The organism is Solibaculum mannosilyticum, from assembly GCF_015140235.1.
In the GTDB taxonomy this organism is placed as follows: domain Bacteria; phylum Bacillota; class Clostridia; order Oscillospirales; family Acutalibacteraceae; genus Solibaculum; species Solibaculum mannosilyticum.
In genome coordinates, this window is record NZ_AP023321.1 from 2,462,094 (window position 1) to 2,486,732 (window position 24,639).

Here is a 24,639-nt window from a genome sequence, read left to right on the forward strand (position 1 = left end):
GAAGGAGAAAAATACGATACCAATTAAAGGAGAAGGTTATGAAAAAATTTATTTCCCTATGCTTATGCCTGCTGATGGTGCTGAGCATCCTGCCGGCTTCCACTTTTTCTATAGCCCTGGCGGAAGATACTTCGGTCAATCTCGCTCTGGGCAAATCGGTCACAGCCAGCCAGCAGTATGGCGTGGACGGCCCGGAAAAAGCAGTGGATGGAGTCGTCAGCAAAGACAGCAAATGGTCTTCCAACTACTTTGATCTGAATAAAGGCGCCTGGATGACGGTAGATCTGGGCGAACCCTGTGTCATCGACCGTTGGGTGGTCTATCATGCTGAATCAGGCGGCGAAGTCAATACCATGAATACCGCCGACTTTAAACTACAGGTGAGTAGCGACGGTAAAAACTTCACCGATGTGGACTCTGTGACCGGCAACACCGACGCCGTTACCGATCGGACAATTACGCCGGTTGTTGCCCAGTACGTCCGCTTGTTTGTGTCCAAAGGCGGCCGTCATCAGGATAACGTTGCACGCATCAATGAACTGGAAGTGTACGGTTCCTCCCTGTGGACCAATGTAGCCTTGGGTAAAACCACCAAGGCCAGCCAGCAGTACGGCGTAGACGGTCCGGAAAAAGCGGTGGACGGCGTCGTCAGCAAGGACAGCAAGTGGTCCTCCAATTACTTCACCCACGACGGCGAATGGATGATGGTGGATTTGGGCAAAGAGTATACCATCGCCCGCTGGGTGGTCTATCATGCAGAAGCCGGCGGTGAAGCCGCCTGGCTCAATACCCGGGACTTCAAGCTGCAAAAAAGTCAGAACGGCACCGACTGGTCTGACGTGGATGTGGTCACCGGCAATACCGATGCCGTCACCGACCGCATTGTAGATCCCTTCTCAGCCCGTTATGTACGCCTTTACGTCACCCACGGCGGCGAAGCCAATGTGGCCCGTATCAACGAATTCGAACTGTATGCCACCGACTATTCGGAAAATGCAGCCCTTCATAAGACCGCCACAGCCAACATGCACTATGGCGCAGATACGCCGGATAAAGCGGTGGACGGTTCCACTGCCAAGGACGACAAATGGTCTTCCGGTTTCTTTGATCTGTCTCAAGGCGCCTGGCTCAAGGTGGATCTGGGCAGCACCTATGTCCTGGATCGATGGGTGGTGCGCCATGCCCAGACCGGCGGTGAAGACAAGTCCATGAACACCAGGGACTTTAAGCTTCAGAAGAGCCAAAACGGCATCGACTGGGTGGACGTTGACGCTGTGACCGGTAACACTGACGCCGTCACCGACCGGGATGTGGCGCCTTTCCTGGCCCGGTATGTCCGGCTGTTTGTGACAAACGGAGGATCCCAGCCGAACGTCGCCCGCATCAATGAATTTGAAGTGTACGGCGCCCCGCTGGACGGACAGATAGAAGAAGATTCCCGTATCCGGGTCATGCCTTTGGGCGATTCCATTACCGAAGGCGTCCCGATCCCCGGCGGTTACCGTTCTGTGCTCAAGGAATACCTAAGCCGTGACGGCATCGAAATCGATTTCGTGGGCAGCCATACCGTCAATTCGGAGGGCATGGACGACATCGAGCACTGCGGTTACGGCGGATGGCGCATCAAAAGCGATGATACATCCGTGAGCCTCTACCATCATGTGGAGGAGTGGATGAATCTCTATCGGCCCGACGTCATCACTCTGATGGCCGGTACCAACGATATCTGGTGGGAGGACCACGTCAACACCGAAGGCCTCAGCGCCATGATCGACAAGATCTTCTCAGTGGATCCGGACGTCAAATTGTTTGTGGGTTCCATCGCCCCCATCGATGAATCCAAACAAACCAATCTCCCCGAAAACGCCGCCCAGAAGGCCGAACAATACAATGCCGCCATCCCGGGCATCGTAGCGGAGAAATCCGCCCAGGGTATGGACGTCACCTTTGTGGATATCAACAGCGTCCTTACGCTGGATGACCTGGGCGACGGCGTACATCCCAATCAGGCCGGATATCACAAGGTCGGCGCGCAGTGGTACAGCGCCATCTCAGGCACTCTCAAGTGTATGGAAGGCCAATGGACCAATTTGTCCCTGAATCAATCGGCTGCGTCCGCGGCGGGCGACGCTTCCCTGGCCATTGACGGCAAGGATTCCACTCAGTGGTCCGCCCCATTGGAAAATGGATCTGCCGATGTGACTGTGGATCTGGGAACGCCCTCTTTTGTGGGACGTTATACGGTAAAACACGGCGGCAATAACAGCTCCTTTATTCTCCAGGCCAGCGATGACGGCATCGAGTGGACCGATGTGGATACCGTCACCGGCAATACAGCCGACGTCACCAGCCGTGTGGTGGATACCTTTACCGCCCGGTATGTCCGCCTGCACATCACAGAGGCGGCCGGCGATACCGCCAATGTGGCTGAACTGGAACTTTACGGCCCGGCCACAGTCCAGGATACTTTCCAGAAACGCGTCTATTCTGACGTCCAATACGAGCACGATATGCCTTACCGTCTGTACGTCCCTCAAAATTACGATCCTACCAAATCCTATCCAGTCGTGCTTTTCCTCCACGGGGCAGGGGAACGCGGTACCGACAATGAATCCATCCTCAAGGCAAACGAGGGCGCTACCGTCTGGGCTGAACCGGAAAATCAGCAGAGGAACGAATGCTTTGTCATCGCCCCCCAGTGCCCTGTAAACGAACAGTGGGTGGATACCGACTGGGGTAAGGGGTCTTACGATATGGACAATGTCCCCATCAGCGATGAAATGGAAATGGTCCTGGACATCGTCGCCCAAGTCAAGAGCCAATACAATATTGATTCCACCCGTATGTATTCCACCGGTATCTCTATGGGCGGTTATGGAACTTGGTACTTAAACACCATGTTCCCGGATATGTTTGCCGCTATGGTCCCCATCTGCGGTGCAGGCGATCCCTCCAAGGCCGGGGATTTGGGCGATAAACCCATCTGGGTCTTCCACGGGGACAGCGATCCCACCGTACCGGTTTCCGGTTCCCGGGATATGGTCAACGCCCTAAAAGCTCTCAACGCCAACGTCACCTATACCGAGTATCCCGGCGTGGGACATGACTCTTGGGTACAGGCCTACCGGACCCAGGAAATGATCGACTGGATGTTTGACCAACAAGCAGAACCCATGGTCAACGTAGCCCTGGGCGCCGATGCCACGGCCAGCGCCAATTTTACAAACGAGGAACCCGACAAAGCTGTGGACGGTACCGTGCTGGACAACAGTAAATGGTGCGGCAATTCCCAGGCAAATCCCGACTGGATCCAGCTCGATTTGGGCGAGACCCATACCATCAGTCGTTGGGTTGTGCGTCATGCAGGAGCCGGCGGCGAGACCTCCCTGCTCAACAGCCGCGACTTTACACTGCAAAAGAGCGACAACGGCATCGACTGGGTGGATGTGGACATAGTCACCGATAACGTGGCCGACGTCACCGACCGCTACGTCCCGGCCTTTGACGCCCGGTATATCCGCTTGTACATCACTACCAAAGGCAGCAAGTCCGGTGATACTGCCGCACGCGTCTTTGAACTGGAGCTCTACGAAAAGGCACCGTCTGAACCCTCTCCTGTGACCGTTCAATCCGTTGAAGATTTTGAAGGCATCTCGGTCCCCTTCGGCACTCAGTTTGCCGATCTTAAGGATCTGCCTCAGTCGGCCAAGGTAACATTGTCCGACGGCAGTACCATGGATTTAGACGTCACCTGGTCGGAGATGGGATACCATCCCAATGAAGCGGGCAACTATACCCTGTCCGGCACTCTGAGCCTTCCGGACGGCGTCGAGAATCCCCTGGGTCTCAAAGCCTCTTTCCCTGTTACCGTTGAGGAACAGATTATCCCCTCAGAAGGCTATCGCCTCTGGGCCGACCAAGAATCCTATGAAGTGGACGGCGACATTATCTTACACGCTACCACACCCCTCTCTGTACGGCGTATCGCCATTTTCAATGAAAACAACAAGGGGATCGGGATTCTCTCCCTTTCCTCCACAGTGGGCGACGGCGTCAAAAATTGGGACATTAAAATCCGGCTGGGTACCGCTGGTCTGAACCGGACTCTTACTCTGGGATCCTATGAAAATAATCAGTTGGTACTCACCGACGCTACCGTCTCCTTTGACGTAGTGAATCCGCCATTGGATGTGGAGCCTGCTATCTTCTGGGCCGATTTTGACAAAACATCTGCCAACGTCAATGAGGAATTTACCATTATAGTTTGCACCTCCACTTCGGTTGGCAAGCTCTCTATGGTCAATGAAAGAGGACGTTCCATTACCACTTCTGTCGTCGGATATGAGGACAAAGGTGACACTCGTATCTGGACTTTAAAAGCCTCTGTCGGTTCTGCCGGATTCCGTATTTTCTCCTTCCGAGCAGCCGATCTCTATGGGCAGTGGATCTCCGATACGGTGGAACAGTCCATCCGCATTACCGCCTAGTCGTAAAAAACAAAAAAGGAGGTCCCTGCTGAAAAACAGCGAGGACCTCCTTTTCAAATTTGAAAGAGAAACGGCGTCCACTTAAGTAGACGCCGTTTTCCTGCGTTGGGGACTATGATGATTTATTTTCGGAATTGGCCAATACAAACATGGGTACATGTTCCAGCGCGTAATCGATACACTGATTGATCAAGGCACTTCTGCTAATGTGGCAGACATCGGCCAGGCGATCAATTTCCTCTATTTTATCCGAACTTAAGCGGATGGTTACCGGCTCTTTTTTATAGGGCTTGGGGATAAAATCTGCCATTGCGCTTCACCTCACGAAAGAATTATATTCCTTTTCCGGGGATAAATATAGATGCAAAATAAGAATACAAAAAAGCTATCAGAAAGCGACATTGTTTTCTGATTTTTGTTTTTGCCTGTTTCTATTATCGTTAAATATTTACTTATTTCAATCTATATTTATTATTATTTAGTTATACTCAACTTTTATATCCTAATAAGGAATAAATATATTTATAATTTAATTTTATTCAACTATTTGTAATATACAGGATATAGAACATCCTGGGCTGAATTTTCGTAAAACAAAAGCCTGGAACGATGCCTGCCCCAGGTACCCCATTGTCTTATTTTCCCATCGATTTCCTATGGCCGTCTGGCCTCCAAAATGCCCCGGATACAAAAAAGAAAGAGCCCGGAGCCCGATTTGGCCCCAGGCTCTTATCCAGCGAAAAACATTTCAAACCAATGTTGATCTGCGACACCGCCGCCCTGACTATAAACCCGATTTTCAAAAAGAAAAGGCCTGGAGCTCTCATCGGCCCCAGGCCCAAATTCATGGCTGGGATGGCTGGATTCGAACCAGCGCAATGACGGAGTCAAAGTCCGTTGCCTTACCGCTTGGCGACACCCCAGTATAATGATTGCCCGCATGCGATAGTCAAACCCAGAATATCGTACACAGGCAGTTCTGATAAAAATGGGGTGGATAGTCGGATTCGAACCGACGGCCTCCAGAGCCACAATCTGGCGCTCTAACCAACTGAGCTATACCCACCATATATTGGCGCGCTTGAAGGGACTCGAACCCCTGACCCACTGCTTAGAAGGCAGTTGCTCTATCCACCTGAGCTACAAGCGCATGCTCCCCTTCACAAAGGGGATAATTTTGGAGCGGGTGATGGGAATCGAACCCACGCGACCAGCTTGGAAGGCTGGGGTTCTACCATTGAACTACACCCGCATTCACAGTGCTATTTATTTTAGCATAAATCCATCCGAAAAGTCAAGATGAAAATGCCATTTTCTCCCCGGACTTTTTATGTCTTTTGATCCTATTTCGCTTTTTCTGGCTTTTTCCTCAATTCCCTGTGAAATAATGTACAAAACCCCCTTTAATTTTTGCACGCAATAGAGTATAATAAAACCTAGTAAAGCAGTCGTTTCATTTTAGATCCCGGCTGCATAACGTTAAAGGAGTGATCGTACATGCCTCTGGTAAATACTCGTGAAATGTTCAAAAAGGCTTACGACGGTGGTTATGCCATCGGCGCATTCAATGTCAACAACATGGAAATCGTCCAGGGAATCGTGGAAGGCTGCAAGGAGCTCAATGCCCCTGTCATTCTGCAGGTTTCCTCCAGCGCCCGTAAATACGCCCACCATGCTTACTTGGTGAAGATGGTGGAAGCCGCCCTGGAAGAAACCAATCTGCCCATCGCTTTGCATCTGGATCACGGCAGTTCTTTTGAGCTGTGCAAAGACTGCATCGACGGCGGTTTCTCTTCTGTCATGATCGACGGTTCTCATCTGGACTATGAGGAGAACGTTAAGGTTACCCGTCAGGTCGTAGAATATGCTCATGCTCATGACGTCACTGTCGAAGGCGAACTGGGTCAGTTGGCCGGCATCGAGGATGCTGTCAATGTATCCGCTGACAAGGCTTCCTTTACCGATCCTTCCCAGGTTCAGGACTTCGTCGAGCGCACCGGCGTTGACTCCCTGGCCATCGCCATCGGCACCAGCCACGGCGCTTATAAATTCAAACCCGGCCAGAAACCCCAGCTCCGTTTTGACATCCTCAAGGAAGTCAGCGATCGTCTGCCCGGTTATCCCATCGTGCTCCACGGCGCCAGCGCTGTTGTCCATGAGTATGTAGAGATGGTCAATAAGTTCGGCGGCCAGATGCCCGACGCTATCGGTATCCCGGAAGAGATGCTGCGTGAAGCTGCTTCCATGGCTGTCTGCAAGATCAACATGGACTCTGACCTCCGTCTGGCCATGACCGCTGTCATCCGCAAGCACTTTGCTGAGCATCCGGATCACTTCGATCCCCGCCAGTACCTGGGTGATGCCCGCGCCGCTTTGACCGAACTGGTTAAGGGCAAGATCATCAACGTCCTGGGCTGCGCCAACAAGGCCTAAGCAAAAATTCTATTTGAAGCATTGTTTGCCCGTGTGCCGCCGAGATGGTGACACACGGGCAAATTTTTTCATGTATCTTTTGCTAAGAATCAGAGGTCTAGCAGGCCTTTTATTCTACTAATTATTATTAAATAATCTTATAATACAAAGAGTAATATACCTCATTGATTGATCGGAGGTTTTTGGTATGAGTTCCACACGAGAACGGGCATTAGCCCTTTCTTCCCTATCGGTATATCGAGGCGTCATGCGGCGCACAGTAGTATCTTCTCTGCACCGTCTGTTGCAGTCGTCTTTGGAAGACGATGCCTTTTCCTTTGTATCGGCCTGGAGCGATTATTTTATGGCTTTGGCCAAAAAGGGTATGACCAGCAATGTGGGCGCCTGCATCGGGGACGCCGCATTGTACGACGAGAATGTATTGAGCCGTTCGGCCGTCCGGGGAAAACTGGATGATCTTCCGCCTGAAGTCGTAGAGGCGGCTTCCCGGGATCTGGACGTCCTGATGGATGCCGCCGCTACCTCTCCGGAGGATCTCCTGGCCGACTTTTGCAGCCACAGCATGCTGGAGTCGGCTGTGGCCAACAGCCTGCCACGGTGGAAATTTGGGCAGTTGCCGTCCACGCTGTCCCAATCAGGAACACAACGTCTTCAATCGGTCATCGAATTCCACCGCCGTCACGGCTGCGGCATCTACGCCCGGTATCGCGCCTTCGTATGGCGCCAATGCAAACTGGAACCCATCCCCTATCCCGATCCCGTCAGGCTCAGTGATCTGAAAGGATATGAGACGCCCCGTCAAATGGTACTGGACAACACCCTGGCTTTTCTGGATAATCTCCCCGCCAACAACATCCTCCTCCATGGCGACCGGGGTACCGGCAAATCCTCTACGGTCAAGGCCATCTTAAATCAGCTCTATCCCCAGGGATTGCGCATGATCGAATGCCCTCGGGAATCGCTCAGTGACTTCCCCCATCTGACCCAGTTGATTGCACCGGTACCGCTTAAGTTTATCATCTTTATCGACGACCTCTCCTTTAACGAAAACGACAGCACCTATGCCGCTCTCAAAGCCGTACTGGAGGGCGGATTGGCGGCACGTCCGGCCAATACCTTGATCTACGCCACTTCCAACCGCCGTCATCTCATCCGGGAGACCTTCCAAAGCCGGGAGGGCGATGAGCTACATCTGGCCGATACATTACAGGAAACCTTGTCCCTTTCCGACCGGTTCGGCCTCTCCATCACCTTCTCCTCCCCGGATAAACGCCAGTACCTGGATATCATCCACGCCCTGGCCGCTGATCGCAGTCTGGATGTGGATCCCGCTGAACTCGATCTCCATGCCGAACGTTGGGCATTGGAACGTGGCGGACGTTCTCCCCGGGCGGCACGTCAGTTTATCGCTATGGCCGAAAGCCGTCTAAAACGCGGTTTGCCTTTGGATTAAATCTTCTCTTTCCCCTTATATGCAAAAAGAAATCCCTCTGTCATGCTTTCCAAGCAGGCGACAGAAGGACTTCTTTTTACGCTGGAAGCAGGTTTCGTATCAATAGTTTCCCAGCCCATACTCCCAGCAGACACAGCGCCACACTGAACCCTATATAAGCTGTAGCCTGTAGCTGGTTCCCCTCCTCCAAAAGCGTGACGGTTTCCAAGGAAAAGGTAGAGAACGTGGTAAATCCTCCACACAACCCAGTCTTGACAAACAGCAATATATGGTCCGAAATCAGTCCAGTCTGTCCCGCTATCTGGGTGACGGCTCCGATCACCACAGCTCCTGCAACATTGATGAGCAGCGTCATCCACGGGAATCCGGATTGTCCCAGTGGGATTTGCCCCAACAAGTACCGGGCTATCGCTCCTATACATCCCCCCAGTCCCACCATGAAGCAGTTAAAAAGCATCACTTGATCTCCCCTTTCCCAATAAGATCATACAAAAGCCCCCGGTTTCCAGGCTGGAACCGGGGGCTTTTTTCAGGGAATCAATTACAATTCGTAATAATTACTCCTGATCGTACAATTTGGAGAGACGCAGCAGATGATCATAACGATCAGCAGCATCTTTCTCAGCCTTATCAAACAGCTTCTCAGCACGCTCCGGGAAGGCGCGGGTCAAGCTGCTGTAACGGACCTCGCTGAGAATGAAGTCACGATAGCTGGCGGTAGGAGCCTTGGAATCCAAGGTGAAGGGATTCTTACCTTCGTCTGCCAGTCTGGGATCGTAACGGAACAGGTTCCAGTAACCGGCCTGGACAGCCTTCTTCTCCTCCAGCTGAGCAACACCCATGCCGCCCTTGATGCCGTGGTTGATACAGGGAGCATAGCAGATGATGATGGAGGGACCATGATAGCTCTCAGCTTCATGGAAAGCCTTGAGGCACTGGTTCATGTCGGCGCCCATCGCAACCTGAGCCACGTAAACGTAACCATAGGTCATGGCGATACCGGCCAGATCCTTCTTCTTGGTAACCTTACCGGCTGCAGCAAACTGGGCAACAGAACCGGTGGGGGTGGACTTGGAAGCCTGGCCGCCGGTGTTGGAGTAGACCTCGGTGTCAAAGATCAGGATGTTGACGTCACGGCCCGAAGCAATGACGTGATCCAAACCGCCAAAGCCGATGTCGTAAGCCCAGCCGTCGCCGCCCAGGATCCAGGTGGACTTCTTGGCCAGATAGTCGGCGTCAGCCAAAATCATCTTAGCCAGATCAGCCACCTCGCCTTCGCCGGTCACATTGTTAAGAGCAGCACGCAGGGCATCAGCGGCAGGACCATTGGCAGCGGTGTCATCGCTGGTGGCGATCCACTGCTCGGCAGCGGCTTTCAGCTCGCCGTCGGCCTTCTCAGCCACGCCCTTGACATAGCTCATCAAACGGTCGCGGATGGCTTCCTGAGCGATGGCCATACCATAGCCGTACTCAGCATTATCTTCAAACAGGGAGTTGGACCAGGCAGGACCATGGCCATCCTTGTTGACAGTATAAGGAGTGGAGGGTGCAGAACCGCCCCAGATGGAAGAACAGCCGGTAGCATTAGCGATATACATCTTGTCGCCGAACAGCTGGGTTGCAAGCTTGGCATAAGGAGTCTCACCGCAGCCTGCGCAGGCGCCGGAGAACTCGAGCAGGGGCTGCTTAAACTGGCTGCCCTTGACCATGGTATCCTTAAATTTAGCGGAAACTTCGGGTTTAATATCCAAAGTACGGCCGTAGTTGAAGCCTTCCTGGCCGGGCATCTGGGTCTCGATGGGCTTCATGACCAGAGCCTTCTCACCCTTCTTGCCGGGGCAGACGGTGGCGCAGGAACCACAGCCGGTGCAGTCCAAGGTGGAGACGGTCATGGCAAATTTATAGCCGGGCATACCGGTCATGTCCACAGCCTTGTCCTTGATGACCTGAGGAGCTTTCTCAAGCTCATCGGCGGTCATAACGGCCGGACGGATGACGGCATGGGGGCAAACATAGGAGCAGAAGTTACACTGGATGCAGTTCTCAGGCATCCAGCAGGGAACGTCCACAGCGATGCCGCGCTTCTCATAAGCAGCGGAACCCTGGGGGAAGGTGCCGTCGGCAGCGTCTTTAAAGGCCGAAACCGGCAGTTTGTCGCCCTGCTGTGCGTTGATGGGATTGAGGATGTTCTTGACGAAGCTGACCAGTTCCGGACGGTCGCCTTCCACAACCTTCTCTTCCACAACGTCGGCAGCGTCAGCCCAGGAAGCGGGTACTTCCACCTTGACGACGCCGTCTACACCGCGCTCAATAGCGGCGTGGTTCATGGCGACGATCTTCTCACCTTTGCGGCCGTAGGACTTGGTGGCGGCTTCCTTCATCAGGCGGACAGCCTCGTCCACGGGCAGGATTTCGGTGATCTTAAAGAAGGCAGCCTGAAGGATGGTGTTGACGCGGCCGCCCATGCCCAATTCCTTGGCGATGTGGGTAGCGTCGATGGTATAGAAATTGATGTTGTTCTGAGCCATATAGCGCTTCATGGAAGCGGGAAGATGCTCATCCAGCTCCTCGCCCTGCCAGCTGCAGTTGAGCAGGAAGCTTCCGCCGGGCTTGACCTCTTCCACCATCTCGTACTTATCTACATAAGAGGGGTTGTGGCAGGCCACGAAGTCGGCGCTGGTGATAAAGTAGGTGGAACGGATCTTCTGCTTGCCGAAGCGCAGGTGGGACATGGTGACGCCGCCCGACTTCTTGGAGTCGTAAGCAAAATAGCCCTGGGCGTACATGTCGGTGTTGTCGCCGATGATCTTGATGGAGTTCTTGTTGGCGCCGACGGTGCCGTCCGCACCCAGGCCCCAGAACTTACAAGAATGAGTGCCTTCCGGGATGGTGTTGGGCTTCTCTTTGGCGTCCAGGGACAGGTTGGTCACATCGTCCACGATGCCCAGGGTGAAACGCTTCTTGGGCTCGGCAGCCTCCATGTTGCGGTAGACAGCGATGATCTGGCTGGGAGGAGTGTCCTTGGAACCCAAGCCATAACGGCCGGTGTAAACCGGGATGCCTTCAAACTTGGAGCCGGACAGAGCGGCTACGACATCCAGATACAGCGGTTCGCCGATGGAGCCGGGCTCCTTGGTGCGGTCGAGGACGCTGATCTTCTTAACGGTCTCAGGCAGAGCGGAAAGCAGGTGCTTTGCCGAGAAGGGGCGGTACAGACGGACCTTGATGAGGCCGGTCTTTTCGCCGTGGGCATTCAAATAGTCGATGGTTTCCTCAATGGTGTCGCATACAGAGCCCATGGCTACGATGACATGCTCTGCATCGGCGGCACCGTAGTAGTTGAACAGCTGATAGTCGGTGCCGATCTTGGCATTGACCTTCTGCATGTATTCTTCGGTCACGCCCACAATGGCGTCATAGTAGGGGTTACAGGCCTCGCGAGCCTGGAAGAAAATGTCGGGGTTCTGAGCGGTACCGCGCAGCACAGGATGTTCCGGGTTGAGGGAACGGCGGCGGAACTCATTGACAGCATCCCAATCCAGCATATCGGCCAGATCCTTGTCATCCCACACTTCGATCTTCTGGATCTCATGAGAGGTGCGGAAGCCGTCGAAGAAATGCAGGAAGGGAACGCGGCCCTTGATGGCCGACAGGTGGGCCACAGCGCCCAGATCCATAACTTCCTGCGGGTTGGAGGCGCACAGCATGGCATAACCAGTCTGGCGGCAGGCATAAATATCGGAATGGTCGCCAAAAATGGAAAGTGCGTGGGAGCTGACGGCACGAGCCGAAACATGGATAACGCTGGGCAGCAATTCGCCGGCCATCTTATACATGTTGGGGATCATGAGCAGCAAACCTTGGGAAGCGGTGTAGGTGGTGGTCAGGGCGCCTGCGGACAGGGAGCCGTGAACAGCACCGGCCGCGCCGGCTTCCGACTGCATCTCAACCACTTTGACTTCTTGACCAAACAGGTTTTTCTTGCCACCGGCAGCCCATTTGTCGGTTTCCTCGGCCATAACGGACGAAGGAGTGATGGGGTAGATGGCGGCTACGTCGGTAAACGCATAGGATACATGCGCAGCGGCGTTGTTACCATCCATCGTTTTCATTTTTCTTGCCATAATGAAACAGTTCCTCCCTTTGTGTATATAGAGATTGATTGGTAATAACGGTGAACCTCTAAATCTGGGCACAAAAATCCCTTTGATACCCTACTCAAAAGTCTATCATTTTTATCCTTTCCTGTAAAGGAGTAATCCTCCAAAAAACCGGTATTTTTTCCTTTTTTCTTTTAAAAATCCCCCTTTTTCATCTGTTGCCACTTGCTACAACCCTTTTAAAAATCCTTCTAATTTTGTAGGAAATGCCGCCTTTTCTTTGGATGATTGCACAGGAAACACCTTCCTTTTAGTATGTGCAAATGAAAACCCATCATACGAAACAAAACGTCTGCAACCGCAAAAAAATACAAATCCTTGCTTTCCCGATTTCCTTTTATTTTGTCGTATGGCACTCCTCAAAGAGGTCTGATACCGCCTCTCCCCTCGCTTGACAAAGCAAAGTTCTCTTGATTATAATGAAAGGAAACAATCTTTGGATGTTTGCGCTTTGTGCGCGTTATTTTAACAAAACGATGGGAATCCCAATTTTCCCATCCGAAAGGGGAACAATCATGGATCCGGACGGAAGTCCCAACTTGTTGATGGTGAACGGTTCTACCAGCGGCCTTGTGGCCCAGATCGTCATTTTGGTATTGCTCATCTGTATCAACGCCTTTTTTTCCGCGTCAGAGATGGCTATTATCTCCCTCAACGATGGCAAGCTCAAGCGGGATGCCGAGGAAGGACATAAAAAAGCACGTATCCTTCTAAAATTGACACAGGCGCCTTCCTCCTTCCTTTCCACCATCCAGGTGGGGGTGACGCTTTCCAGCTTCCTCATCGCTGCCGTGGCCGCCACCTCCATCGCCGACCGCATCGCCGTGGTATTGGCGCCTCACATCCAAGCGCCGCTTTCGGTTATCGCTGTGGTGTGTACGGTGGTGGTCACTCTCCTTTTGGCCTTTCTGTCCATTGTCTTTGGTGAGATGGCTCCAAAACGCATCGCCATGCAAAGGCCGGAATCCATCGCCTACCGGTCGGCCGGCATCCTGCGGGCGGTAACCGTCCTGTTTAAGCCGCTCATTTGGTTTCTATCCCACTGTGCCAACGGCGTCGTCCGCATGTTTGGATGCGATCCCCACGCAGAAACTCATCGCGCCACCGAGGAGGAAATCCGGATGATGGTGGATGTGGGCGAGGAAAAGGGGCTCATTGAAGAGAACACCAGCGAGATGATCAACAACATCTTTGAGTTTGATGACATCACGGTCGACGAGATCATGACCCATCGCACCGAGATGGAAGCGGTGGAAGAACACGATTCGGTGAGCAAGCTTTTGGGCATCGCTATCCAGAAGGGGTATTCCCGCATCCCCATCTATCGGGAGGATCTGGACGATGTGCTGGGGGTATGCTACATCAAGGACTTTCTCCCCTACGTCACCGAGAATCTTCCGGACGATTTTCCTTTGACCAAGGTGATGCGCAAAACATTGTTTGTACCGGAAAGTAAAAAATGTTCTGAGCTGTTTGACGAGCTTCGGCGTCAGAAAATCCAGATGGCCATTGTGGTGGATGAATACGGCGGCACGGCCGGTCTGGTCACCATGGAGGATCTGCTGGAATCCATCGTGGGCAACATCCAAGATGAATACGACGAGGACGAAGAAGAAGTGGTCCAGCTGGGCGACACCACCTTCACTATGGACGGCACCACTGAGGTGGACGAGGTTTCGGAACTTTTGGGCATTCAGTTGCCCGAAGGGGATTACGATACCTTGGGCGGTATGCTGTTGGAAGAGCTTGGCTATGTCCCGGAAAGCGGATCCCATCCCAGTGTGGAATTTGAGGGATATCGTTTCACCGTTCAATCGGTGGGGGAACGGCGCATCGGCAAGATCCATGTAGAAAAGCTGCCCGACGTTCAAACAGGACAAGACGTTTCAAGTAATAAAAAATAGCCGCATGGCAGCTATTTTTTATGCGCATCAGCCCGCTCTGCCGGGCCGGCGCTTAGGATCATAAGGCTCTGGGCCGTCGTAATTTTGAGGCGTATCAAAAATGCTTCGCACAAAGCATTGAAACGCTGGTACAAAAAGGACTGTGGAAATAAAACCACAGTCCTTTTCTTTTGCCTCTTTATAACGGTATCTTTATTGATCCTGGACAAAGAGCGCTTCCGCCTCAAAGCAAGGACCCTTGTGTCCTACGCCGGTGACAACCGCCCGATCCCCCGCCATACCGGCGCGGATATCCAGGGCTTCTCCCTCCAGCGCTTCGCCGGTAAAATTGATGGAAAATTCCGAGATAGTCTGATGTTCCATGCCGCCGGGCAGATAGTCCCCCAGAAGATCGGCGTAGATGGTGTTGTTGAGATGGCCGTTGTAATCCACATCGCTGTACCGGATGACGCGGCTGTCCACATGGGGCAGATCGGTCGGCACAATGATTTTCTCCGGATCCTTCACATCAGGGACACGGGTGGGCTGGATAGTGATGCCATACCGGTCAAATACTTTTGGCCGCTGCAATCGATGGGTCACCGGGTCGATGATGACAAAACAGGTGGTCGCCTCGATGACATTTTGCCCCGACCCATCGGCAAATTGGTAAGACCGATAAAATTGAACGCCCCGGTTTTCCCGATGCCAGGTGGTCAGATTGAGTTCCTCCGCCATGAGAGGCCACCGTTTGATGCGCACCCGGCTGCGGCTGGTGACGAAAATAATGCCGTCGTCATAGAGGCGTTCATAAGGGAGGCCTCCGCTGCGCAGCTGCAACTCCCCCGCCTCCTGCTGATAGCGCAGGATGGCCGACAGTTTCAGACGGCGTCTGCTGTCAGCGTCAAACGAGGTGACGCGGATGGGCCAAGTATAACTTTTCGGAAAGGTTCCATTTAGGTCAGACAAATAAGATCCCTCTTTTCGTCGAAGTTTTGATTTCCAGAAGGTCATAAAAGGATGCAAAGGGACGGCCCTGGAGCCGTCCCTTTTACTTTCATCCGATCATCAGCCGATGACGTCTACGCCCATGAAGGGACGAAGTACTTCCGGAACGGTGACGGTACCGTCGGCATTCTGGTAGTTCTCCAGAATGGCGGCCACCGTGCGTCCCACCGCCACGCCGGAACCGTTGAGGGTGTGCACCAGCTGGGCCTTGTCCTTGACGTCCATCTTAAACCGGATGGACGCGCGCCGTGCCTGGAAATCCTCAAAGTTGGAGCAGGACGAGATCTCCACATAGCGGTTGTAGGACGGCATCCAGACCTCGATATCGTAGGTCTTGGCCGAGCTAAAGCCCAAATCACCGGTGGACAAAGCCACCACACGGTACGGCAGACCCAGAAGCTGTAGGACGCGTTCCGCATCGTTTGTCAATTTCTCCAGCTCCTCGTAGGAGTGGTCGGGATGGGCAAACTTAACAAGCTCCACCTTGTTGAACTGATGCTGGCGGATAAGGCCTCTGGTGTCCCGCCCGGCCGAACCGGCCTCTGCACGGAAGCAGGCCGAATAGGCACAATAATTGATGGGTAGCTTTGTGCCGTCCAGAATCTCATCCCGGTGCATGTTGGTCACAGGGACTTCCGCCGTAGGAATGAGAAAATAATCCATATTGGAAACTTTAAAGGCGTCCTCCTCAAACTTGGGGAGCTGGCCGGTTCCTGTCATGGATGCGCGGTTGACCATATAGGGGGGCAGGACTTCCGTATATCCGTGTTCGGTATGGGTATTGAGGAAAAAGCTGATGATGGACCGCTCCAGACGGGCGCCCAGTCCTTTGTAGAAATGGAACCGGGCGCCGGTGACCTTGGCGGCGGTTTCCGGATCCAGGATGCCCAGATCAGCGCCGATATCCCAATGGGCTTTGGGATCAAAATCCCACTGGCGCGGCTCGCCCCAGCGGCGGATCTCCTGATTTTCCGTATCATCTTTGCCAACGGGGACGCTCTCATTGGGCACGTTGGGCAGGCTGAGCATAATATCCCGCTGCTTCTGCTCCAATTCGCTCAACTGGGCGTTGTAGGCCTTGACCTGGTCGGCCAGCTGCTTCATCTCCGCCATGATGACCGACACATCTCCCCCCTCTTTTTTGATCTGGGGGATCTTTTTGGAGGTTAAATTCTGCTGCGCCTTCATGGATTCGGCCTTGGCGGTGATCTCACGGCGCTGGACATCGATGTCCAGCACCTGATCGATCAAATCGTCCATATCCTTGTTGCGGGCCTTCATGGCGGCCTTGACCTTGTCCGGCTGGGCGCGCACTACTTTAATATCCAACATACCAATTCTTCCTCCTGGTTCTTTTGAAATGTATTGTTACTCTTAGTTGCGCAATGCATCCGACGGCATACCGCCGATGGCATTGGCCAGTTCCTGCAAGTCGTCCTGGCTGTAAAACTCAATCTCCAGGCTCCCCTTGACGGCGCCGGCGTGTACCTTAACCCGACGTCCCAAATGCTCGGTGAGGGACAATTCCACCTCGTCGTAAAGGGAAGCTCGTCCGGTCATGGACCCATCTCCCGCCGGTTTAGCCGACGACGTCTGCCGGGACTTTTTGGCCAGACGTTCCAGTTCCCGGACCGACAGTCCTTTTTCCACCACCAGCTGGGCGGCATCCTGTAGATCGGCCGTATCCTCAAATCCCAACAGGGTGCGGGCATGCCCTGCCGACAATTTTCCGTCCTTGACGTACTGCTGGACATTGTCGGGCAGATTGAGAAGCCGCACGGCATTAGCCACGGCCGGACGGGATTTCCCCACCCGTTTCGCCGCTTCCTCCTGGGTGAGATTACACCGCTCCATCAGCATGCGGTATCCTTCGGCTTCTTCGATGGCGTTTAAATCCTCCCGCTGGAGGTTCTCCACCATGGCGATCTCCATCATCTCGGCGTCGCTCATCTCCCGGATGACCACCGGCACCTCGGTGAGCCCCGCCATACGGGAAGCCCGCCACCGGCGTTCCCCCGCCACCAGCTGATAGCCTCCTCCCGCCATAGGACGCACCAAAAGCGGTTGGATGACACCGTGCTGTGAGATGGAATCAGCTAGCTCCGCCAAGGCTTCCTCGTCAAAGGTGCGCCTGGGCTGATCCCGGTTGGGCTCAATGTCGTCCAGACGAAGCTGTACCGCACCCTGATCTTCTGCGGCATTGTCCATAAACAGGGCGTCCAGGCCCTTGCCCAGCCCTCTCTTTTTGGATGCCATGGGATTCACCTTCTTCCGTTGTTAAACTCCACTTCATCGGCCAGCTTGTTGTAAGCGTCGGCACCTTTGGAGCTTTTGTCAAAATAAAGCACCGGCTGCCCGTAGCTGGGCGCCTCGGAAAGACGCACGTTGCGGGGAATGACGGTGGCGTACACCTTGCGGGGGAAATATCGTTTGACCTCCTCCACCACCTGCTGGGTCAGGTTAAGGCGGCCGTCGTACATGGTGAGCAGTACCCCTTCGATGTCCAATCGGCTGTTGTAAAGCCGCTTGACCTGGCGGACGGTGGACATCAGCTGACTGAGCCCCTCCAGCGCGTAAAATTCACATTGGATGGGAACCATCAAGGTATCGGCGGCGCATAAAGCGTTAAGGGTGATGATGCCCAGCGAGGGTGGGCAATCCACAAAGATGTAGTCGTACTGATCCACCACGGGAGCCAGTCCCATCCGCAGACGGGATTCCCGGTGATCCATATCCACCAGTTCGATCTCCGCGCCGGCCAGAGAGATATTGCAGGGCAATACGTCTACATTTTGGTAGTCGGATTTGACGATAATATCGCTGGCCTTGGCCTCCCCGATGAGCAAATCGTAGGATGAGACCTTGACGGTTCGTTTGTTGATGCCCATACCGCTGGTGGAATTGCCCTGGGGATCGGTATCCACCAACAGGACACGGCGTCCCTTGGCTCCCAAGGCGGCGGCTAGGTTGACGGCGCTTGTAGTTTTGCCCACGCCGCCCTTCTGATTGGCAATGGCGATAATCTTACCCAAAAAGTCCCTTCCTCCTTTGGTAATTGTAACTTTGTATCGAGAGCTTACAATAATACATATTAAAATATATATTAAACGCTGTTTTTCATTATAGCACAAGCATCTTGTGAAAAAAAGTGTTGAGTCCCTAAAAGTTTCATGTGAAACAAAAAAATCCGTTTTTGACCACGAAAAAGCCGCCCTGAATGATCAGAGCGGCTTTCCCGGGTGTGAGGATGAAGTTTTATGTAATTAAAGGGTTTGGGGGAAACCCTTTAATACCAAAAATAAAAGGTTTCACATGAAACAATGTTAAACCACTTTCCCAAAGCTGCGCACCGTCGCCCGATCCTTTGGGATGCGAACAATGTACTCGATGTACTGTTCGGTTTCCTGTTTTTCGGCTTCGGCGTCAATACCCGATTTGCGCATGGTGTCCACGGCATGGGATACGGTGTTAAAAAACAGCCGGACGTCCTTGACAATGGGCGTCACACTCTGGACCTGTTTGGCAGGCTCCAGCAGTCTGGCAATGAGACGTTCGGTGTCGGCCACGTTGAGATGGTTGCGGATGACCTTGGTCAGCACCTGTTCCCTCTCCCCTGGATCCCGCAGACGCAGCAGGGCGCGGGCATGACGTTCGGTCAGACCGGCATCCAGGATACGCTTGCGTTCCATGGGTGGCAGACGCAGCAGGCGAATCTTGTTGGCCAGGGCCGACTGGGATTTCCCCAACCGGGCTGCGGCACATTCCTGGGTGATCTCCCACTCCTCCATGAGCTGGGCGATGGCCTCGGCCTCTTCAAAGAAGTTTAAGTCCTGTCGCTGGAGATTCTCCAGCAGCGCAAGCACCGCCGCCTTTTCGTCGTCCACCATCAGCTCCACACAGGGTACCTGTTTTAACCCGGCCATCTGGGCGGCACGCAGCCGCCGTTCCCCGGCGATGAGCTGCCACTTCCCGGCGATATGCCGGACGGTCAACGGTTGTAAAATTCCATTTTCCGCAATGGACTGGGCCAATTCTTCCAGTTCGGCTTGCTGGAAGGTCTGACGCGGCTGCCATGGATTGGGCTGGATGCTTGTGACGTCCAACCGCCGCACCTTGCTTTGCAGCCCTTCTTTGCGCTCAAACATGACGTTCACCTTCTTCTCTGGAGGGGAAATCGACAAACTCCTTTGCTCCCAAATGAATCCCGGTGTAAGAAAAAATTCCGGTGAGCTTGTCCATCTATAGAATACCACAAGTTCACCAGAATTTCCAGTTAATTCCATCTTCAATTTTCGAGATGTCCCACCAAATTGCGACAAATTATAAGGGGGATTTTGCGATTTTAGTGCCCATACGGGGGTATTTTGGGGGAGTGTGCGATATCTTTTTGATGATCACCACCACACGTGTGCTCCCATCGGACAATCGAAACTCCTTGAGTCTTTCCACCTGTCCCCCCAGCATCTCCAAGGCATTGCGGGACTGTTCCAGCTCCTCCGATGCCCCAGGCCCCTTCATGGCGGCGAACACCCCTCCCACCTTTACAAAGGGAAGGCAATACTCACACAGCGCCGGCAGGGATGCCACGGCGCGGGCGGTGGCCACGTCAAACTGCTCCCGCAATCCGGCCGAACGTCCCCCCTCCTCGGCGCGGGCATGCAGCCGATGGGCATCCAGTCCCAATGTATGGAGCAGTTCTCCCAGGAAGTTGAGACGTTTTTGCAGGCTGTCCAAGAGCGTCAGATCGATGTCCGGACGCATGATCTTGGCCGGCACCCCGGGAAACCCCGCGCCGGTGCCCACATCGATGAGCCTCCCTCCCTCAGGGATGTCCAGGCTGCCCAGCAGAGTGAGGCTGTCGGCAAAGTGGCGGACAGCCACCTCTTCCGGCTCTTTGATGGCCGTCAGGTTCATACGGGTGTTCCAGTCCAGAAGCAGCGTCAGGTACCGGTCAAACCGGTCCATTTGAACGGCATCCAGGGAAATCCCCCATTCCTCCGCATCCCTCTGCAAAATGCTCTGCCAATGTTGCATCTTTGTCCTTCTCCTTGCGGTCAGACGGCCCTTTCCCCTTTAGAATCCATTTCCTTTGCAGTTCTCCACCGAAGAAACGGGACATCCTGCCCGGGCGGCGGTATCTTTGAGCACCTCCACCGGCAGCCGGTTGCCGCAGGATACCTGCACCCCGTCGGAAACACAATGGGCTTCCGTCACGGCACTGAGATCCTGCAAAGCGCTGCGGGCATGTTCCATCTGCTGGGGGTTATAGGAACCGTCAAAATGTAAAATTCGTGCGATCATGGGCAAATCCCTCCAATTGGTTTTTGTTGGGATTAGTGTGCCCCAAGTGTGCCTCTATCATGCACGGCTGTGCTGTTCCAGCCAAATAAGCAGCACCGAGATATCGGCCGGGGATACCCCTGAGATGCGGGACGCTTGTCCCACCGATCGGGGACGGATCTTCCCCAGCTTTTCCTGGGCCTCCAGACGCAACCCTGCAATGGCGGTGTAGTCCATATCCTCGGGGAAAAGCTTGCATTCCAGACGCCGCATCTCGTCGATCTGGCTCTGCTGACGACGGATGTACCCCTCATACTTGACCTCCACCTGGCACAATTCCTGCACGTCTAAGGGAAGATCGTCGGGACGGGTGGTATCCACCGGTTTCAGAACCTCATAGTTGAGCTGGGGACGTTTCAAAAGATCGTCCAAATGTACGCCTGTCACAAGCGGGGATGTTTCATGTGAAACAAGCAAATCATTGACCTTTTTGGTGGGAGGAATGACGGTGCTTCGGATGCGTTTCAGCTCCTGCTCCCTGCGGGCCTGCTTCTCTTGGAACCTCTGCCAACGGGCGTCGGAGATAAGCCCCACCTGGCGGCCCACCGGTGTGAGACGCTGATCGGCGTTGTCCTGCCGCAGCACCAGCCGGTATTCCGACCGGGAGGTCATCATGCGGTAAGGGTCAGAGCATCCCTTTGTCACCAGATCGTCGATGAGGGTCCCTATGTAGGAGCTGGCGCGGTCCAGCACCATGGGAGGACGTCCCTGAAGCTTGAGGGCGGCGTTGACGCCGGCCACCAATCCCTGGGCGGCCGCTTCCTCATAGCCGGAGGAACCGTTGAACTGTCCGGCACCGTACAGTCCGGGGAAATCCAGAAACTCCAGAGTGGGACGCAGCTGAAGAGGATCCACACAGTCGTATTCGATGGCGTAAGCGGTGCGCATGATCTTAACGTGTTCCAGTCCCTTGACGGTGCGCAGGAACTTCAGCTGCACCTCCTCCGGCAGCGAGGACGACATGCCTTGCAGATAAAGCTCCTCGGTATTGAGGCCGCAGGGCTCCACAAAAATCTGATGGCGGGGTTTGCCCGCAAACCGGACGATCTTATCCTCAATGGAGGGGCAGTACCGGGGGCCGATCCCCTCGATCTTGCCGCCGTACAAGGGGGATCGATGGAGATTGTCCAAAATAACCTGCTTGGTCTGCTCATTGGTCCAGGTGATGTGACACAGTACACGGTTGGGTCCGGGATGTTCGGTCTCAAAGGAGAAGGGTACCACCGGATCCTCCCCCGGCTGGGCCTCCATCTGATCCAGGTCTACACTGGCCCGATGGACGCGGGCCGGCGTCCCCGTCTTAAACCGGCGCAGGGATACGCCCAGCCGTTTGAGGGCTACGCTGAGCTCTTTGGCTGGGAACATGCCGTCCGGCCCTCCCTCCCAGGAGGCTTCTCCCACAAAGATGCGGCCTCCCAAGAACGTACCTGTGGCGATGATGACCGCCCGGCAGGTATAAACGGCTCCCAGACGTGTGATCACCTGCCAATTGCCGTCGTCCAAACGGCGCAGATCAATCAGCTCCGCCTGCTTTAGATCCAGATTAGGCGTGGTCTCCAGCCGGTGTTTCATCCAGCCGGCGTACTCCCGACGATCGATCTGGGCACGCAGGCTGTGGACGGCCGGTCCCTTTCCCCGGTTGAGCATACGGCTTTGCAGAAAGCAGGCGTCCGCCGCCTTTCCCATCTCACCCCCCAGGGCGTCGATCTCCCGGACCAGATGTCCCTTGGCCGTCCCGCCGATGGAAGGATTACATGGCATATTGCCCACCCAGTCCATATTGATGGTAAAGACACACGTACTGCATCCCAGCCGCGCCGAGGCAAGTCCCGCCTCGATGCCGGCATGGCCTGCTCCCACCACCGCTACATCATATCGGCCTGCGTCATACTCCTGCATTCAAACACACCTTCCCCATTATTTTGCAATGCATCTACAGCATCTCGCTCCCTTGGATCCAGGACGCACCCCGTAAGCACGGCACATGATGCCTTCGATCTCGCCCGATGCAGGGGGATTCTCCCCGCAGAACATCAGATGCATCCCGATGCCAAACAACCAATACTCCACCGGTAAAATCTCAAATCCGTGCCGTTTGTAAAAATCGATTCGACGCTGACGCTGACACTGCTGGAAGGCGTTGTCCGTCTCCTCCACCTTTTCCACTTCTACCAGGAGGCCATCGCCATATCGTTCCTTCAGAAGGCCGATCATCTTGCCTCCAATGCCTTGGCTCCGGATAGCGGGATTGACCGCCAAATATAACACCACCGCTACATCCCCCGCCACTGTGACGGCATAGGCCTGGATGGTGCCGTCCTCTGCCTTGAGGGCAGTGCATTCCCAGAGCCCTTTTTTAACTCGACTGTAAAAGATATGCCGGGGCGGACGTTCTACAGTTGGAAAATCTCTACGCAAAAAAGGATAAATTTCCTTGAGTCTTACTTTAGTCAAAGCCATTGTAATTCCTCCTTTTTATAAGGGATAGATACAAAATATATCTATCGTTTATTTTCCCACACAAAACCGGGCAAATACTTGATCCACCACCGCTTCAGTGGCCCGTTCTCCCGTGAGCTCCAGAAGCGCATCGATGGCCCCCTCTACCGATACCGATACCGCGTCGTAGGTCATGCCCATCTGGGTGGTATCCAGAGCCTCCTGCACCGCTTCTCCGGCCCGACGCACACAGTCCCGCTGGCGCTCATTGGCCAGCATACCGGCCGACGGATCCCACGACCCGGCGCCCAGGACATCGCACACCGCTTCTCTTAATTGTTCCATTCCCATTTCCTGCTTAGCGGAGATGGTCACCACGTAGGGTACATGACGACGAACAAAGGCCTCGTCGATGCAAGGGGTTAGATCGGTTTTATTGATGACCGCCACGGCTGGACGTCCATCCAATTTTTTCAGAAGACACCTATCTTCTTCTTCCAGATTTTGGGAGGCATCAAATACCGCCAGCACCAATCCCGCCGTCTCCAGACGGCCGCGGGCTTTTTCCACTCCAATGGCTTCCACAGGATCATCGGTCTCATGCAGTCCGGCGGTATCGGCCAGTCGAAGCACCACATCTCCCAGCCGTACGGTTTCTTCCACCACATCCCGGGTGGTGCCGGGAATGTGGGTCACAATGGACCGTTCCACCCCGGACAGCACATTCATCAGTGTGGACTTCCCCACATTGGGACGTCCGACAATCACAGTATCCACACCTTCCCGCAGGATCTTGCCGGCATCATAGGTGGCAAGCAGATCGTCCAACCGTCTGTGTGCATCCGATAAGGATCCTACTAATTGTACCTCCTGGAGTTCCGGGATATCGTCCTCTGGATAATCGATATAAGCCGATAAATGGGCGGCCAGTTCCACCAGACTGTCGGTCACATCCTGGATGCGCCGTCCCAATACGCCTTCTCTGGCCGCCAAGGCCGCCGTTGCTGCCTGACGTCCCTGGGCCCCGATGATGTCCATCACCGATTCCGCCTGCGTCAGGGACAGTTTCCCATTGAGAAACGCCCGTTTTGTAAACTCCCCTGGGGCAGCGGCTACCGCTCCGGCCGACAATGCTGCCGACAGCACCCGTCCTAAAACGTACATACCGCCGTGACAGGAAAGTTCCACCACATCTTCCCCCGTATAGCTGCGCGGGGCCCGGAATACCAATGCAATGGCCTCATCTACCAGGGTATCCCCCTCATAAATGTGACCGTAAAGCGCCTGGTATCCGGCAGTGTCTCGGATCCTCCTATTTCCCGGGGATCGGAAGATCCGGTCGGCCACTTCCTGTGACTTTGGGCCGGAGATCCGGACAATGCCGATCCCCCCTGCTCCCTGAGGGGTAGCGATGGCAGCGATGGTGGTTGACATAG

Annotated in this window: 17 protein-coding genes and 4 tRNA genes; 4 read left to right on the top strand and 17 right to left on the bottom strand. The window is 54.3% G+C overall.

Annotated features, from left to right (window positions below; all coding sequences use genetic code 11):
• The first annotated feature begins 38 nt into the window (after window positions 1-38).
• Window positions 39-4,487 (top strand): discoidin domain-containing protein, encoded by a 4,449-nt coding sequence (locus C12CBH8_RS11425; RefSeq protein WP_215533269.1) that lies wholly within the window; start codon window positions 39-41, stop codon window positions 4,485-4,487.
• Window positions 4,488-4,599: 112 nt separating this feature from the next.
• Here the strand turns inward: C12CBH8_RS11425 and C12CBH8_RS11430 are convergent, their stop codons facing one another.
• The 5 genes from C12CBH8_RS11430 to C12CBH8_RS11450 form a co-directional block, all read right to left on the bottom strand.
• Window positions 4,600-4,797: a ribbon-helix-helix domain-containing protein gene (locus C12CBH8_RS11430; protein ID WP_215533270.1), complete on the bottom strand. Its 198-nt coding sequence runs from the start codon at window positions 4,795-4,797 to the stop codon at window positions 4,600-4,602.
• Window positions 4,798-5,334: 537 nt separating this feature from the next.
• Window positions 5,335-5,410: transfer RNA gene (locus tag C12CBH8_RS11435), tRNA-Gln, on the bottom strand.
• 66 nt (window positions 5,411-5,476) lie between these two features.
• Window positions 5,477-5,553 (bottom strand) — tRNA-His (locus C12CBH8_RS11440).
• Window positions 5,554-5,560: 7 nt separating this feature from the next.
• Window positions 5,561-5,637 (bottom strand) — tRNA-Arg (locus C12CBH8_RS11445).
• Between the two features lie 28 nt (window positions 5,638-5,665).
• A tRNA-Gly gene (locus C12CBH8_RS11450) sits at window positions 5,666-5,739 on the bottom strand.
• Between the two features lie 245 nt (window positions 5,740-5,984).
• On the opposite strand from C12CBH8_RS11450, the gene fba reads away from it, so the two are divergent.
• Both fba and C12CBH8_RS11460 read left to right on the top strand, forming a co-directional pair.
• A complete protein-coding gene (gene fba / locus C12CBH8_RS11455) occupies window positions 5,985-6,920 on the top strand; it encodes a class II fructose-1,6-bisphosphate aldolase (protein ID WP_090265521.1) in 936 nt (311 codons plus the stop codon).
• Between the two features lie 187 nt (window positions 6,921-7,107).
• Window positions 7,108-8,373 (top strand): ATP-binding protein, encoded by a 1,266-nt coding sequence (locus C12CBH8_RS11460; protein ID WP_090265522.1) that lies wholly within the window; start codon window positions 7,108-7,110, stop codon window positions 8,371-8,373.
• Between the two features lie 76 nt (window positions 8,374-8,449).
• On the opposite strand, the gene crcB is transcribed toward C12CBH8_RS11460, so the two are convergent.
• Complete coding sequence (gene crcB / locus C12CBH8_RS11465; RefSeq protein WP_090265524.1) at window positions 8,450-8,830, bottom strand: fluoride efflux transporter CrcB; 381 nt, start codon at window positions 8,828-8,830, stop codon at window positions 8,450-8,452.
• A gap of 100 nt (window positions 8,831-8,930) precedes the next feature.
• Entirely contained in the window at window positions 8,931-12,497 is a 3,567-nt protein-coding gene (gene nifJ / locus C12CBH8_RS11470; RefSeq protein WP_090265526.1) for a pyruvate:ferredoxin (flavodoxin) oxidoreductase, read from the bottom strand.
• Between the two features lie 551 nt (window positions 12,498-13,048).
• Between nifJ and C12CBH8_RS11475 the strand changes: the two genes are divergently transcribed.
• Window positions 13,049-14,437, top strand: coding sequence for a hemolysin family protein (locus C12CBH8_RS11475; RefSeq protein WP_246441575.1), 1,389 nt, complete (start codon window positions 13,049-13,051; stop codon window positions 14,435-14,437).
• Window positions 14,438-14,629: 192 nt separating this feature from the next.
• Here the strand turns inward: C12CBH8_RS11475 and C12CBH8_RS11480 are convergent, their stop codons facing one another.
• The 10 genes from C12CBH8_RS11480 to mnmE form a co-directional block, all read right to left on the bottom strand.
• A complete protein-coding gene (locus C12CBH8_RS11480) occupies window positions 14,630-15,385 on the bottom strand; it encodes an acyl-[acyl-carrier-protein] thioesterase (RefSeq protein ID WP_215533271.1) in 756 nt (251 codons plus the stop codon).
• Window positions 15,386-15,484: 99 nt separating this feature from the next.
• Window positions 15,485-16,756, bottom strand: coding sequence for a serine--tRNA ligase (serS, locus tag C12CBH8_RS11485; RefSeq protein WP_090265529.1), 1,272 nt, complete (start codon window positions 16,754-16,756; stop codon window positions 15,485-15,487).
• 42 nt (window positions 16,757-16,798) lie between these two features.
• Entirely contained in the window at window positions 16,799-17,680 is an 882-nt protein-coding gene (locus tag C12CBH8_RS11490; protein ID WP_090265531.1) for a ParB/RepB/Spo0J family partition protein, read from the bottom strand.
• 5 nt (window positions 17,681-17,685) lie between these two features.
• On the bottom strand, window positions 17,686-18,456 hold the full coding sequence (locus C12CBH8_RS11495; RefSeq protein WP_090265533.1) for a ParA family protein: 771 nt from the start codon (window positions 18,454-18,456) through the stop codon (window positions 17,686-17,688).
• Window positions 18,457-18,747: 291 nt separating this feature from the next.
• On the bottom strand, window positions 18,748-19,569 hold the full coding sequence (locus C12CBH8_RS11500) for a ParB/RepB/Spo0J family partition protein (RefSeq protein ID WP_099322883.1): 822 nt from the start codon (window positions 19,567-19,569) through the stop codon (window positions 18,748-18,750).
• 175 nt (window positions 19,570-19,744) lie between these two features.
• The gene (gene rsmG / locus C12CBH8_RS11505) at window positions 19,745-20,458 is read right to left on the bottom strand and encodes a 16S rRNA (guanine(527)-N(7))-methyltransferase RsmG (protein WP_215533272.1); all 714 of its coding nucleotides are present in this window, start codon (window positions 20,456-20,458) and stop codon (window positions 19,745-19,747) included.
• Between the two features lie 39 nt (window positions 20,459-20,497).
• Window positions 20,498-20,725 carry a hypothetical protein gene (locus C12CBH8_RS11510; RefSeq protein WP_099322885.1) on the bottom strand — a complete coding sequence of 76 codons (228 nt, stop codon included), beginning with the start codon at window positions 20,723-20,725 and terminating at the stop codon, window positions 20,498-20,500.
• A gap of 57 nt (window positions 20,726-20,782) precedes the next feature.
• Window positions 20,783-22,663: a tRNA uridine-5-carboxymethylaminomethyl(34) synthesis enzyme MnmG gene (gene mnmG, locus C12CBH8_RS11515; protein ID WP_215533273.1), complete on the bottom strand. Its 1,881-nt coding sequence runs from the start codon at window positions 22,661-22,663 to the stop codon at window positions 20,783-20,785.
• Between the two features lie 18 nt (window positions 22,664-22,681).
• Entirely contained in the window at window positions 22,682-23,224 is a 543-nt protein-coding gene (locus C12CBH8_RS11520) for a GNAT family N-acetyltransferase (RefSeq protein ID WP_215533274.1), read from the bottom strand.
• A gap of 48 nt (window positions 23,225-23,272) precedes the next feature.
• A complete protein-coding gene (gene mnmE / locus C12CBH8_RS11525) occupies window positions 23,273-24,637 on the bottom strand; it encodes a tRNA uridine-5-carboxymethylaminomethyl(34) synthesis GTPase MnmE (RefSeq protein WP_215533275.1) in 1,365 nt (454 codons plus the stop codon).
• Window positions 24,638-24,639: the final 2 nt, after the last annotated feature.

Coding starts and splice junctions, on each gene's coding strand:
- C12CBH8_RS11425 (WP_215533269.1), top strand. CDS start 39: ATGAAAAAATTTATTTCCCTATGCTTATGCCTGCTGATGGTGCTGAGC.
- C12CBH8_RS11430 (WP_215533270.1), bottom strand. CDS start 4,797: ATGGCAGATTTTATCCCCAAGCCCTATAAAAAAGAGCCGGTAACCATC.
- fba (WP_090265521.1), top strand. CDS start 5,985: ATGCCTCTGGTAAATACTCGTGAAATGTTCAAAAAGGCTTACGACGGT.
- C12CBH8_RS11460 (WP_090265522.1), top strand. CDS start 7,108: ATGAGTTCCACACGAGAACGGGCATTAGCCCTTTCTTCCCTATCGGTA.
- crcB (WP_090265524.1), bottom strand. CDS start 8,830: ATGCTTTTTAACTGCTTCATGGTGGGACTGGGGGGATGTATAGGAGCG.
- nifJ (WP_090265526.1), bottom strand. CDS start 12,497: ATGGCAAGAAAAATGAAAACGATGGATGGTAACAACGCCGCTGCGCAT.
- C12CBH8_RS11475 (WP_246441575.1), top strand. CDS start 13,049: ATGGATCCGGACGGAAGTCCCAACTTGTTGATGGTGAACGGTTCTACC.
- serS (WP_090265529.1), bottom strand. CDS start 16,756: ATGTTGGATATTAAAGTAGTGCGCGCCCAGCCGGACAAGGTCAAGGCC.
- C12CBH8_RS11490 (WP_090265531.1), bottom strand. CDS start 17,680: ATGGCATCCAAAAAGAGAGGGCTGGGCAAGGGCCTGGACGCCCTGTTT.
- C12CBH8_RS11500 (WP_099322883.1), bottom strand. CDS start 19,569: ATGTTTGAGCGCAAAGAAGGGCTGCAAAGCAAGGTGCGGCGGTTGGAC.
- rsmG (WP_215533272.1), bottom strand. CDS start 20,458: ATGCAACATTGGCAGAGCATTTTGCAGAGGGATGCGGAGGAATGGGGG.
- C12CBH8_RS11510 (WP_099322885.1), bottom strand. CDS start 20,725: ATGATCGCACGAATTTTACATTTTGACGGTTCCTATAACCCCCAGCAG.
- mnmG (WP_215533273.1), bottom strand. CDS start 22,663: ATGCAGGAGTATGACGCAGGCCGATATGATGTAGCGGTGGTGGGAGCA.
- C12CBH8_RS11520 (WP_215533274.1), bottom strand. CDS start 23,224: ATGGCTTTGACTAAAGTAAGACTCAAGGAAATTTATCCTTTTTTGCGT.
- mnmE (WP_215533275.1), bottom strand. CDS start 24,637: ATGTCAACCACCATCGCTGCCATCGCTACCCCTCAGGGAGCAGGGGGG.